This is a genomic window from Streptomyces sp. NPDC034037 (assembly GCF_055575715.1).
Window position 1 is genome coordinate 161,411 of sequence record NZ_JBVISC010000008.1, and the last position, 12,013, is coordinate 173,423.

A 12,013-nucleotide genomic window follows, 5' to 3' on the forward strand; every position below is an offset into this window, starting at 1 on the left:
CGTCGCTCACTTGGGGGTGACCACCTTGTAGTTCTTCGGCACCTGCGCGTCGGGCCGGCGCAGGTACAGCGGCCGGGGCTCCAGGAGCGCCTCGCCGGCGGCGAGCTTCTCGGCGGCCAGGGCCGCGAGCGCCGCGGCCGAGACGTGCTCGGGGGCGCGGGCGTCCGGGAAGACGTCGGGGTAGAGCAGCGCGCCCGCGCCGACGGCGGGCAGGCCCTCGACGTCGGCGGCGAGCTGCGCGGGCCGGTCGACGGCGGGCTCGCCCACCCTGGTGCGCGCGTTGTCGTAGCGCGCCCAGTAGACCTCCTTGCGCCGGGCGTCGGTGGCGACCACGAAGGGGCCGTCCTGGATGCCGGAGGCGTAGGCGAGGCCGTCCAGCGTGCACACGCCGTGCACGGGGACGCCGAGGGCGAGGCCGAAGGTGTCGGCGGTCATCAGGCCGACGCGCAGTCCGGTGTAGGGGCCAGGGCCCACGCCCACGACGATGCCGGTGACGGCGTCGAGTCTCTGCCCGGCGGCGGCGAGCACGCGGTCGACGGCCGGGAGCAGCAGCTCCCCGTGCCGGCGGGCGTCCACCTGGCTCGACTGGGCCACGACGGAGGAGCCGTCGTGCAGGGCGACGGTGACGGCGGGCGTTGCGGTATCAAGAGCGAGCAAGAGCACGCGAACAGCCTACGGCTCCGGCGCCTGCCGCACGGCCGCCCCGGGTTGGGCCACGCCTGCTGCTACCGTCACTGCGTAGCCGTATGCCGTACGACGAGGTGGGTGGCGAAGGGTGTCAAGGAGCAGCTCGGGGTTCGTGGCCGCGCTCACCGCCGCCGCGGTCGCCGCGGTCGGCTTCCTCGCCTATCAGGCGTCGGCCCATGTGCCGGACAGCCTGGCCAAGCGGCCCCAGAAGTCCGCTTCCGCGACCCCGCGCTCCCCCAAGGACAAGGCGAACCCGGCGGCCGTGCCCGCCGAGTCGGGCAAGGGCGAGCGGGTCGTGTACTCCGTGGGCGAGGACCGGGTCTGGCTGGTCGAGGCCTCCGGGAAGCTGCGCGTCACGTTCCCGGTGACGCCCGGCTCGGTCGACCCGCCGCCGGGCACCTACGCCGTCACCTCGCGCTCGGGGACCGTCACCGGAACGGATGGCGTGCCGATCGAGCACGTCGTGCGGTTCACGAGCGTCGAGGGCATCACGATCGGCTTCAGCGCGGCCGTCGACGGCTCGACGCCGAAGCCGGACCCGGCGAAGCGGACCGGCGGCATCCGTGAGTCGCGCGCGCACGGCGACGCGATGTGGGAGTTCGCGACGATCAGCAAGAAGGTCGTCGTCATTCCGTAGGCGCGCCGGGCACGCCCGTGGCGGCCCCGGCGGGTGCCGGGTCGCGGGGCGGGGTGGAGACCGCGCTCGCGGCGGCGCACGACGCGAGCAGGTCGCTCATCGACAGCTGCGCGGGGCCCGGGGCGGCCGAAGGTCCCGGCAGACCGAGTGCGGGCGGCCGCGGCTGTGCGTCACGTTCTGAAGCCGACATGGATGCCTCCTGGGCTCCCGGGGGCAGACGTGGTTAGGTAGACCTAACCAGGACCGGTACCCATGTGACCACGCCCGGCGCACGCGACGCAACATTTTGCCGACGACATGTCGGAATCTTCGGGTGAACGTACCCACGACCCTTGCGGGGCCCGGGCGAGCGCCCCCTGGGGGTCAGGCGGCCAGTGCCGCCAGGTCCGCGTCCGTCCACCGCGCGCCGAGGCCGGTCAGCGTCACCTCGCGCACCTCGTCCGTCGTGTCGCCGACGGCCCGGTCGATGACGACGTGCAGCCGGTCGTCCGACAGCTCCTCGACCTTGCCGTCGCCCCACTCCACGACGATCACCGAATCGGGCAGCGAGACGTCGAGGTCCAGGTCCTCCATCTCGTCGAGCCCGCCGCCCAGCCGGTACGCGTCGACGTGCACGAGCGCGGGACCCTGGCCGAGCGGCGGGTGGACGCGGGCGATGACGAAGGTCGGGGAGGTGACGGCGCCGCGCACGCCGAGGCCCTCGCCCAGGCCGCGGGTCAGCGTGGTCTTGCCGGCGCCCAGCTCGCCGGTGAGCATGACGAGGTCGCCGGGGCGCAGGATCTTGGCCAGGCGGCGGCCCAACTCGCCCATCTGTTCGGGGGAGTTCACGGTGGTCGTGAGTACGTTCGCGGGGACCTGGTGGTGCGGTGCTTCCATGCCGTCCACGTTAGCCGCTGGAGGAGCCCGCGTCGGCTGCCGTCCACCCGGCGCCCGTCCGCGCGAGCAGCTCCGCGAGGTGCTCCGTGACCACCTCGGGGTGCTCCAGCATGACCAGGTGCCCCGCGTCGGGGACCAGGACCAGCCGGGCGTCCGGCAGCAGGGACGCGATGGCCTCGCTGTGCTCGCTCGGCGTGACCAGGTCCTGCTCCCCGGCCAGCACCAGCACCGGCAGCCCCACGAAGCGTTCGAGCGCCGCCGCCTTGTCGTGCTCGGCGAACGCCGGGTAGAACTCCGCGACCACGTCGATGGGCGTCGCCTCGATCATCCGCTCCGCGAACCGCGCGATCGCCGGGTCGACGTCCTTGCGCGAGAACGAGTAGCGCTTGATGACCCCGGCGAAGAGGTCCGCGGTGGCCCGCCGTCCCCGCTCCACCAGTTCGGCCTGCGAGCCGAGCGTGCGCAGCACTCCGGGCAGCACCCGGCGCACCGCGTTCATCCCCGCCACCGGCAGCCCGAAATTCACCTGCCCGAGCTGCCCCGACGACGTACCGACCAGGGCGACGCCCACGACGCGCTCGCGGATCAGCTCCGGGAACTGGTCGGCGAGGGCCATGGTCGTCATGCCGCCCATGGAGTGCCCGACGAGGACGAGCGGTCCCTTCGGCGCGGCCGCGTCGATGACCGCCTTCAGGTCGCGGCCCAACTGGTCGATGGAGACCGGCACATCGCGCTCGACCTGGTCGACGCCCCGCCCCGAGCGGGCATGGCTGCGCTGGTCCCAGTAGACCGCGCGGACCGCGCCGCGCAGGGCGGCCCGCTGGAAGTGCCAGGAGTCCTGGCTCAGGCAGTAGCCGTGGCTGAAGACGACGGTGAGCGCGTCGCCCGCGGCACCCCCGCCCCGCTTGCTCCCCTCGCTCCCCTCACTCCCCTCGCTCCCCTCGATCTCTTCGACCTCTTCGACCTCTTCGACCTCTTCGACCTCGTAGGACAGCTCCGTGCCGTCGTCCGCGTACGCCGTGCCGGGCATGCCGCGCAGCGAGCCGTACGGTCCCGCCGCGTCCAGCGCGAGCCGTGCCTTCTTGCGGATGCCGCGGCCGACGGTGAGCCGCTCGATGGCGACGCCCGCGGCCGCGCCGGCGGCGATCACGCCGAGCGCGGCGCCCGCCACGGTGGCCCGGCGCCAGCTCCCGGCCGCGGCGGCGACCTCCGTCACGGCCTCCGTCACGACGTCCGCGACGTCCGCCACGACGTCCGTCACCGCTTCCGCCGCGGCAGCCCCCGTGCTGCTCTCGCTCACGTGCCGCTCCTAGTCAGTGGTCGGGCCGGTCGTTCCCGTCTCTCCCGCGCCGGGCCGCTCATTCACATGGACGCGCGGCACCCGCGATCCGATGCGCGTGACGATCTCGTACGCGATGGTGTCCGCGGCCCGCGCCCAGTCCTCGGCGGTGGGCTCCCCCCGGTCGCCGGGGCCGAACAGGAGGGCCTCGGCGCCCACTTCGGGCTCGTCCCCGCCGAGGTCGACCACGAACTGGTCCATCGCCACGCGCCCCGCGGCCGTCCGCCACTTGCCGCCGACCAGGACCGGGGCCGTGCCCGAGGCGTGGCGCGGGATGCCGTCGCCGTACCCGGCGGGGATGAGGCCGAGGGTCGTGGCGCCCGAGGTGACGTAGTGGTGTCCGTAGCTCACGCCGTGGCCGGCCGGGGCGTGCTTCACATGGGCGAGCGAGGCGCTGAGCGTCATGACGGGCCGCAGCCCCAGATCCCCGGACGTGCCCACCTCGGGGCTCGGCGAGATGCCGTACATCGCGATGCCGGGCCGTACGAGGTCGAAGTGCGCGTCCGGGAGCGTGAGCGTGCCCGGGGAGTTGGCGATGTGCCGGACCTCGGGGCGTATGCCCTGGCCCTCGGCGTACGCCACCATCTCGCGGAAGACCGTGAGCTGGGCGGCGATCGAGGGGTGCCCCGGCTCGTCGGCGCACGCGAAGTGCGACCAGAGGCCGGTGACGGTGACCAGGCCCTCGGCCTCGGCGCGCAGGGCCTCGGCGATCAGCTCGGGCCAGTCGGCCGGCATGCAGCCGTTGCGCCCGAGTCCTGTGTCGGCCTTGAGCTGGACGCGGGCGGTGCGCCCCGCCGCACGGGCGGCCGCCGTCACCTCGCGCAGCGCCCACAGCGCGCTCACCGACATGTCCAGGTCGGCCTCGACGCCCTCACGCCAGGGCCCGCCCGGTGTCCACAGCCAGCACATGATCCGCCCCGGCAGGCCCGCCGCGCGCAGGGCCAGGGCCTCCTCCGGCGTCGCGGTACCGATCCAGGTGGCGCCCGCCTGGACGGCTGCCCTGGCGCAGGGCACCATTCCGTGGCCGTACGCGTCGGCCTTCACCACGGCCATGAACGCGGCGTGCGGCGCGCGGGCGCGCAGCGTGCGCACGTTGGCGCGGAGGGCGGCGAGGTCGATCTCGGCGCGGACGCGGAAGGCGGCTGTCTCGTTCATCGCGCACAAGTGTCTCAGAGGGCCCCGCCATGCCTACCTCCGTGCCCAGCGCCCACCCACCTCCATGCCCAGCGACCACTACCGACCGCCCACCTCCGTGCCCACCGCCCGCCCGCTCCCCCACCGTCCGAGCCCACCCCACCTGCCGCGTCCCGAGCCGATCACCCACCCGCCACCGCCCGGCCCGATCAGCCGCCTGCCACCGCTCGGCCCGGTCAGCCGCCTGCCGCCACTGGGCCGGTCACCGCACCCACCACAGCCCGGCCCAGCACCCACCCGCCACCACTCGCCCCGGTCACCCGAGAGCCAGCGCTCAGCCAGTCACGCGCCTGCCGCCACTGGGCCGGTCACCGCACCCACCACAGCCACCCGGCCCGGCACCCACACGTCACCACTCCACCCAGTGCCCCGTCCGCCGCCGCCCGGCCCGGTCACCCGGCAGCCGCCGCCCGAGCAGCGGCCCGAGCCAGCGGCCCCACCCGCCACCGCCCGGCCCGGTCACCCGGCAGCCGCCGCCGGAGCCAGTTACCCCGTCCGCCACCGCTCACCCCAGTCACCCCGCAGCCGCCGCCCGAGCCAGCCGCCCGAAAGCTGCGGGCCGCGCGTCACCGCCCGCCACGTCGCCGCCGCCCCCATCAGTCCCCCCGGCACACGTCCCGCCAGGCCGTCGGGATCGCGGCGGCCACGTCGTGGGCGGCCACCGGTGCGCCGTTCGCGGCGTGGCGGGCCGCGAGGCCGTGCAGGTAGGCGCCCACCGAGCCGGCGTCCCGGGCGTCCAGTCCCGCCGCGAGCAGGGAGCCGGCGAGCCCGGACAGCACGTCGCCGCTGCCCGCCGTGGCGAGCCACGGGGTGCCCGTGGGGTTGACGCGTACGGCGCCCTCGGCCGAGGCGACCAACGTGGTGGACCCCTTCAGCAGCACGGTCGCCCCGAAGCGCCCCGCCAGTTCCCGCACGGCGGCGAGCCGCGCCGTCTCCACCTCCTCGCGGCGGACGCCGAGGAGGGCGGCGGCCTCCCCGGCGTGCGGCGTGAGCAGCGTGGGCGCACGCCGGGCCCGGACCTCCCGCTCCTCGGCCAGCCGCAGGCCATCGGCGTCGATGAGGAGCGGCACGTCCGCGCCGATCACGTCCCGCAGCCGCTCCCCGTCGTCCCCGAGCCCGGGCCCCACGGCCCAGGCCTGCACCCGCCCGGCCTTCGACGGCGGCCCCGCGGAGACCAGCGTCTCGGGGTACCGGGCGAGCACGGCGTCCGCGGCGGGCCCCACGTACCGCACCGCGCCCGCGCCGCCGCGCAGCGCACCGGCCACGCAGAGCACGGCGGCGCCCGGGTACCGCCCGGAACCGGCCACGACGCCGACGACACCACGCCGGTACTTGTCGCTCTCCCCGCTCGGCCGCGGCAGCAGCCCCGCCACGTCGACGTACTGCAGGGCCTCCGCCGCCCGCTCCCGCGCCGGCAGCTCCAGACCGATGTCGACCAACCGCACCGCACCGGCGTACTCGCGCCCCGGGTCGATCAGCAGCCCCGGCTTGTGCGTCCCGAACGTCACCGTCACATCGGCGCGCACCGCCTCTCCGCGCACCTCGCCCGTGTCGGCGTCGACGCCGCTCGGCAGGTCCACGGCGACGACCACGGCGTCCCGCGCGACGGCTCCCACGAGGCGGGCGGCACGATCCCGGAGCCCGCCGCGCCCGCCGATCCCGACGATGCCGTCCACGACGAGCCGGGCCCGCGCGACGACGCCCTCGGCCCTGTCCTCGTCCGCGCCCACGACCGCACCGCCGGCCGCGCGCAGGGCGGCGAGCCCGCCGGGGTGGGTCCGCTCCGGGGCGAGCAGCACCGCGCTGACCCCCGCGCCGCGCCGGGCCAGCCGGGCCCCCGCGTAGAGGGCGTCACCGCCGTTGTCCCCACTGCCCACGAGCAGCGTGACCCGGGCCCCGTACACCTTGCCGAGCAGCCGGGCGCACTCGGTGGCCAGCCCGGCCGCCGCCCGCTGCATCAGTGCCCCCTCGGGCCCCCGCCCCATGGCCGCACGCTCGGCAGCCCGGACACTCTCCACGCCATAAGCACTACGCATCCCCCCAGTCTGCCCCTGCCCCGCCGGGCCATCACGGCGAGAGGGAGGGGCCGGGGGAAACACCTCCGCCGAAGCCTCACGCGGCGGTGCGTCCCGAGGTCACCCCTCCGCCACCACCACCGCCGAGGCCACCCCCGCGTCGTGGCTCAACGACACGTGCCAGGACCGCACCCCCAGCTCGGCGGCGCGCGCCGCGACCGTCCCCCGCACCCGCACCCGCGGCTGCCCGCTCCCCTCCACGTACACCTCGGCGTCGGTCCACCGCAGCCCGCCCGGCGCCCCCAGCGCCTTGGCCAGCGCCTCCTTCGCCGCGAAGCGGGCCGCGAGCGAGGCCACCCCGCGCCGCTCCCCGCTCGGCAGCAGCAACTCACTGTCCAGGAACAGCCGTTCGGCCATGCCCGGCGTCCGGGCCAACGCGGCCCCGAACCGCTCGATCTCGGCCACATCGATGCCGACCCCGATAATCACCGGCTCACTCACCCCAGAAATCGCCCGGAAAACAACGGCTCAGCGTGACACACCCCACCACTCGGCCACCCCACGGCCGTTCAAACAGCCGTAACAATGGACTGTGATCTCTTCGGTCTCCGCGCCAGACAAGGCGCAGCGGAGCGCCCACCGGCACAAGCCGGAGGCGACTCCCTACCTCGACCTGACCCGCGCCGAGTGGAGCGCCCTGCGGGAGAAGACGCCCCTGCCCCTGACGGCGGAGGAGGTGGAGAAGCTGCGCGGCCTCGGGGACGTCATCGACCTGGACGAGGTCCGCGACATCTACCTCCCGCTCTCCCGCCTGCTGAACCTCTACGTCGGCGCGACGGACGGCCTGCGCGGGGCCCTCAACACCTTCCTCGGCGAGAAGCGCTCCCAGTCCGGCACCCCCTTCGTGATAGGGGTCGCCGGCTCCGTGGCCGTCGGCAAGTCGACCGTCGCCCGCCTCCTGCAGGCCCTGCTCTCGCGCTGGCCGGAACACCCCCGCGTCGAACTCGTCACGACCGACGGCTTCCTGCTGCCGACCAAGGAGCTCCAGGCCCGCGGCCTGATGTCCCGCAAGGGCTTCCCCGAGTCGTACGACCGCCGCGCCCTCACCCGTTTCGTGGCGGACATCAAGGCGGGCAAGGAGGAGGTCACCGCCCCCGTCTACTCGCACCTGATCTACGACATCGTGCCGGGCAGGCGCCTCGCGGTGCACCGCCCCGACATCCTCATCGTGGAGGGCCTGAACGTCCTGCAGCCCGCCCTGCCCGGCAAGGACGGCCGCACCCGCGTGGGCCTCGCGGACTACTTCGACTTCAGCGTGTACGTCGACGCCCGCACCGAGGACATCGAGCGCTGGTACCTGAACCGCTTCAAGAAGCTGCGCGACACGGCCTTCCAGGACCCCTCCTCCTACTTCCGCAGGTACACGCAGGTGTCGGAGGAGGAGGCCCTGGACTACGCCCGCACCACCTGGCGCACGATCAACAAGCCGAACCTCCTGGAGAACGTGGCGCCCACCCGCGGCCGGGCCGCCCTGGTGCTGCGCAAGGGCCCCGACCACAAGGTCCAGCGCCTGAGCCTGCGCAAACTCTGAAGGACCCGGCCGCTCGAACGGCCGACTACTCTGCTCGGATGCTGCACCTGCGCCTGATCTCCCCCGAGGACAAGACCGACGACGTGCTGCGCCTGATCGAGGCGACGACCGGCACCACGCACCTCGCCGTCGTCCCGGGCGCGGCCCGCGACCCGAAGGGCGACGTCATCATGTGCGACGTCGCCCGGGAGGCGGGCGACGAGCTGATCGGCGGCCTGCGCGCGCTGGACCTCGACAAGTGCGGCTCGATCGCGGTCGAGACCATCGACCTCTCGCTCTCCGAGCGCGCCACCAGGGCCGAGGACGACGCGCCGGGCGAGGGGGCGGACGCGGTGCTGTGGGAGCAGCTGTCCGACGCGACCCACGAGGAGTCGACGCTCTCCGTCACCTACGTCGCGTTCATCACGCTCGCCACGATGATCGCGGCCTGCGGTGTCGTGCTGGACAACGCGATCCTGATCGTGGGCGCGATGGCCGTCGGCCCGGAGTTCGGACCCCTCGCCGGTTTCTGCACGGCGCTGGTGCGGCGGGCCCCGAAGCTGGCGCTGCGCTCACTGATCGCGCTGCTCGTGGGCTTCCTGGTGGCGATGCTGGTGACGGTCGGGTTCAGCTACTTCATGGACGCCATGAACCTGTTCAGCGACGAGGCCCTGAAGTCGGAGCGTCCGAACACGAACTTCATCTACCGCCCGGACTGGTTCTCGTTCGTCGTGGCGGTCCTCGCCGGCGCGGCGGGCACGCTCTCGCTCACCTCGGCCAAGTCGGGCGCCCTGGTGGGAGTGGCGATCTCCGTGACGACGGTCCCCGCGGCGGCGAACGCCGCGGTCGCCTTCAGCTACAGCGAGTACAAGCAGGCGTGGGGCTCCACCGAGCAGCTCCTGCTCAACCTCGTCGGCATCGTCCTCGCCGGTACGCTCACGCTGCTGACCCAGAAAGCCCTCTGGGCCGGCCAGCGCGAACGTACCGCCAAAGCACGGCGCCTTTAGCCGAGCGCCGACTTCACCGCGTCGGCGAGCCGCTCGGCCACGGACCGCGCCTGCTCGATGTCGGCGGCCTCGACCATGACCCGCACCAGCGGCTCGGTCCCCGAGGGGCGCAGCAGCACCCGGCCCGTGGAGCCCAGCTCGCGCTCGGCGTCGGTGACGGCGCCGGCCAGTTCCGCCGAGGTCTTCACGCGGGACCTGTCGACGTCCGGCACATTGATGAGCACCTGCGGCAGGCGCTCCATGACGCCGGCGAGGTCGGCCAGCGTACGGCCGGTCTCGGCGACCCGCGCCGCGAGGAGCAGGCCGGTCAGGGTGCCGTCGCCGGTGGTGGCGTGGTCCAGGACGATCACGTGCCCGGACTGCTCGCCGCCGAGGGCGAAGCCGTGCTCCTTCATCGCCTCCAGGACGTACCGGTCGCCGACGCCGGTCTGCACCAGGGACAGGCCCTGGGCCTCCATGGCCAGCTTGAAGCCGAGGTTCGACATGACGGTGGCGACAACGGTGTCGTGACGCAGTGTGCCGTGCTCGCGCATGGCGAGGGCCAGCACGGCGAGGATCTGGTCGCCGTCGACCTCCGCGCCGGTGTGGTCCACGGCCAGGCAGCGGTCCGCGTCCCCGTCGTGCGCGATGCCGAAGTCGGCCTTGTGCTCGACGACGGCGGCCTTCAGCAGGCCCAGGTGGGTCGAGCCGCAGCCGTCGTTGATGTTCAGGCCGTCGGGCTGCGCGCCGATGGTGATGATCTCGGCACCGGCGCGCGTGAACGCCTCCGGGGAGACCCGGGCGGCGGCGCCGTGCGCCTCGTCCAGGACGATCTTCAGTCCGTCGAGGCGGTTGGGCAGGACACCGAGCAGATGCGCGATGTACTGGTCGAGGCCCTGGTCGTAGGAGGTCACGCGGCCGACACCGGAGCCGGTCGGGCGCTGCCAGGGCGCGCCGGTGCGGTGCTCCTCATACACGGACTCGATGCGGTCCTCCAGCTCGTCGGCGAGCTTGTGGCCGCCGCGGGCGAAGAACTTGATGCCGTTGTCCGGCATGGCGTTGTGGCTGGCGGAGAGCATCACGCCGAGGTCGGCGCCCAGCGCACCGGTGAGATGCGCCACCGCCGGGGTGGGCAGCACACCGACGCGCAGGACGTCCACGCCCGCGCTCGCGAGGCCCGCGACCACCGCGGCCTCCAGGAACTCCCCGGACGCGCGCGGATCCCGCCCGACCACCGCGACCGGGCGATGGCCTTCAAAGGTGCCCGCCTCGGCCAGTACGTGTGCCGCCGCCACGGAGAGTCCGAGCGCGAGCTCGGCCGTCAGATCCGCGTTGGCGACACCACGCACGCCGTCCGTGCCGAAGAGTCGTCCCACTGCTGTCCTCCGAACGTTCGTTCCTGATAGACGAACGCCCCGGCAGCACGGTGAGTGCCGCCGGGGCGAACGAGAAGTACGAGCAGGCAGCGATTAGCGCTTGCTGTACTGCGGGGCCTTGCGGGCCTTCTTCAGACCGGCCTTCTTGCGCTCGACCGCGCGGTCGTCACGCTTGAGGTAACCGGCCTTCTTGAGGGCGGCGCGGTTGTTGTCGACGTCGGCCTCGTTCAGCGCGCGGGCGACACCGAGACGGAGCGCACCGGCCTGACCGGAGACGCCGCCACCCGAGATGCGGGCGATGACGTCGTAGCGGTTGTCGAGCTCGAGCACCTTGAAGGGCTCGTTGACTTCCTGCTGGTGGACCTTGTTCGGGAAGTAGTCCTCGAGCGTGCGCCCGTTGACCTTCCACTTGCCGGTGCCCGGGACGATCCGGACGCGGGCGATGGCGTTCTTGCGACGGCCCAGGCCGGCGGCCGGCTGCGGGTCGCCGAAGCGCGCCGGGTTCGACTCCGAGGTGTACTCGCCCTCAAGCGGCGCCTCGGACTCGGTGGTGTACTGCTCGACGTCAGCGATCTCGGTCTCTTCGACCGGCTGCTCAACGGTGGTCTCGGCCACGATGCTCCTCAGATTCTTTTTCGTCTTTGGGGGTGGCCGGAACTACTGCGCGACCTGGGTGATCTCGAACGGGACCGGCTGCTGAGCGCCGTGCGGGTGCTGGTCGCCCGCGTAGACCTTCAGCTTCGAGAGCATCTGACGGCCCAGGGTGTTCTTGGGGAGCATGCCCTTGACGGCCTTCTCGACGGCCTTCTCGGGGCTCTTCGCAAGCAGCTCGTCGTAGCGGACGGAACGCAGACCACCCGGGTAGCCGGAGTGGCGGTACGCCATCTTCTGGGTCTTCTTGTTGCCGGAGAGGTGCACCTTCTCCGCGTTGATGATGATGACGAAGTCACCGGTGTCAACGTGGGGGGCGTAGATCGGCTTGTGCTTGCCACGCAGCAGGGTGGCAGCGGTGGTCGCCAGACGGCCGAGGACGATGTCCCGGGCGTCGATGACGTGCCACTGGCGGGTCACATCGCCGGGCTTGGGGCTGTACGTACGCACTTAGTAGCCTTCGCTTCTTCAGTGGATGGGGTCCAGACACACGGCACCCAGGAAGCGATCATGCAGCTGGGGCCCACAATGCCGGGGACGCTGCCCGTATGCGAGCCACTGGTAACTGCTCCAGGGAACCTACGTAAGGGCCCTTTCGCGTGAGATCGAGGACACCAATACGTATCAATCCCCGAGAGTACCCGCGCCGCCCCGTACCGGTCAAAACGCGGCTCTGAAGACC

13 protein-coding genes are annotated in these 12,013 nt (G+C 73.2%); 3 read left to right on the forward strand and 10 right to left on the reverse strand.

Annotation, left to right across the window (positions count from 1 at the left end; translation table 11 throughout):
- Nucleotides 1–6: 6 nt before the first annotated feature.
- Entirely contained in the window at nucleotides 7–663 is a 657-nt protein-coding gene (tsaB, locus tag ACZ516_RS26955) for a tRNA (adenosine(37)-N6)-threonylcarbamoyltransferase complex dimerization subunit type 1 TsaB (protein WP_469011991.1), read from the reverse strand.
- A 112-nt stretch (nucleotides 664–775) separates the two neighbouring features.
- Here tsaB and ACZ516_RS26960 point away from each other — a divergent pair, with 112 nt between their 5' ends.
- Complete coding sequence (locus tag ACZ516_RS26960; protein ID WP_468753003.1) at nucleotides 776–1,324, forward strand: hypothetical protein; 549 nt, start codon at nucleotides 776–778, stop codon at nucleotides 1,322–1,324.
- On the opposite strand, the gene ACZ516_RS26965 is transcribed toward ACZ516_RS26960, so the two are convergent.
- The 6 genes from ACZ516_RS26965 to ACZ516_RS26990 form a co-directional block, all read right to left on the reverse strand.
- Nucleotides 1,314–1,514, reverse strand: a complete 201-nt coding sequence (locus tag ACZ516_RS26965) for a hypothetical protein (protein ID WP_469011993.1) — start codon at nucleotides 1,512–1,514, stop codon at nucleotides 1,314–1,316. The two genes, ACZ516_RS26960 and ACZ516_RS26965, sit on opposite strands and share 11 nt — an antisense overlap.
- Nucleotides 1,515–1,687: 173 nt before the next feature.
- Nucleotides 1,688–2,200: a tRNA (adenosine(37)-N6)-threonylcarbamoyltransferase complex ATPase subunit type 1 TsaE gene (gene tsaE / locus ACZ516_RS26970; protein WP_358577421.1), complete on the reverse strand. Its 513-nt coding sequence runs from the start codon at nucleotides 2,198–2,200 to the stop codon at nucleotides 1,688–1,690.
- A gap of 10 nt (nucleotides 2,201–2,210) precedes the next feature.
- A complete protein-coding gene (locus ACZ516_RS26975) occupies nucleotides 2,211–3,449 on the reverse strand; it encodes an alpha/beta fold hydrolase (protein ID WP_469012166.1) in 1,239 nt (412 codons plus the stop codon).
- Nucleotides 3,450–3,509: 60 nt separating this feature from the next.
- Nucleotides 3,510–4,694, reverse strand: a complete 1,185-nt coding sequence (alr, locus tag ACZ516_RS26980) for an alanine racemase (RefSeq protein WP_361082893.1) — start codon at nucleotides 4,692–4,694, stop codon at nucleotides 3,510–3,512.
- Nucleotides 4,695–5,329: 635 nt separating this feature from the next.
- Complete coding sequence (locus ACZ516_RS26985) at nucleotides 5,330–6,769, reverse strand: NAD(P)H-hydrate dehydratase (protein WP_469011996.1); 1,440 nt, start codon at nucleotides 6,767–6,769, stop codon at nucleotides 5,330–5,332.
- A gap of 99 nt (nucleotides 6,770–6,868) precedes the next feature.
- On the reverse strand, nucleotides 6,869–7,237 hold the full coding sequence (locus ACZ516_RS26990; RefSeq protein WP_358577414.1) for a holo-ACP synthase: 369 nt from the start codon (nucleotides 7,235–7,237) through the stop codon (nucleotides 6,869–6,871).
- A 106-nt stretch (nucleotides 7,238–7,343) separates the two neighbouring features.
- Here ACZ516_RS26990 and coaA point away from each other — a divergent pair, with 106 nt between their 5' ends.
- Nucleotides 7,344–8,339 carry a type I pantothenate kinase gene (gene coaA / locus ACZ516_RS26995; RefSeq protein ID WP_467465342.1) on the forward strand — a complete coding sequence of 332 codons (996 nt, stop codon included), beginning with the start codon at nucleotides 7,344–7,346 and terminating at the stop codon, nucleotides 8,337–8,339.
- 38 nt (nucleotides 8,340–8,377) lie between these two features.
- Nucleotides 8,378–9,325 (forward strand): DUF389 domain-containing protein, encoded by a 948-nt coding sequence (locus ACZ516_RS27000; protein WP_358577409.1) that lies wholly within the window; start codon nucleotides 8,378–8,380, stop codon nucleotides 9,323–9,325.
- Here ACZ516_RS27000 and glmM read toward each other — a convergent pair.
- The 3 genes from glmM to rplM form a co-directional block, all read right to left on the reverse strand.
- Entirely contained in the window at nucleotides 9,322–10,680 is a 1,359-nt protein-coding gene (glmM, locus tag ACZ516_RS27005; RefSeq protein ID WP_361082888.1) for a phosphoglucosamine mutase, read from the reverse strand. The two genes, ACZ516_RS27000 and glmM, sit on opposite strands and share 4 nt — an antisense overlap.
- Before the next feature lie 93 nt (nucleotides 10,681–10,773).
- Nucleotides 10,774–11,295, reverse strand: coding sequence for a 30S ribosomal protein S9 (gene rpsI / locus ACZ516_RS27010; protein ID WP_358577405.1), 522 nt, complete (start codon nucleotides 11,293–11,295; stop codon nucleotides 10,774–10,776).
- Between the two features lie 42 nt (nucleotides 11,296–11,337).
- The gene (gene rplM / locus ACZ516_RS27015) at nucleotides 11,338–11,781 is read right to left on the reverse strand and encodes a 50S ribosomal protein L13 (protein ID WP_076684960.1); all 444 of its coding nucleotides are present in this window, start codon (nucleotides 11,779–11,781) and stop codon (nucleotides 11,338–11,340) included.
- Nucleotides 11,782–12,013: the final 232 nt, after the last annotated feature.

Coding starts and splice junctions, on each gene's coding strand:
- ACZ516_RS26965 (WP_469011993.1), bottom strand. CDS start 1,514: ATGTCGGCTTCAGAACGTGACGCACAGCCGCGGCCGCCCGCACTCGGT.
- tsaE (WP_358577421.1), bottom strand. CDS start 2,200: ATGGAAGCACCGCACCACCAGGTCCCCGCGAACGTACTCACGACCACC.
- alr (WP_361082893.1), bottom strand. CDS start 4,694: ATGAACGAGACAGCCGCCTTCCGCGTCCGCGCCGAGATCGACCTCGCC.
- ACZ516_RS26985 (WP_469011996.1), bottom strand. CDS start 6,769: ATGCGTAGTGCTTATGGCGTGGAGAGTGTCCGGGCTGCCGAGCGTGCG.
- ACZ516_RS27000 (WP_358577409.1), top strand. CDS start 8,378: ATGCTGCACCTGCGCCTGATCTCCCCCGAGGACAAGACCGACGACGTG.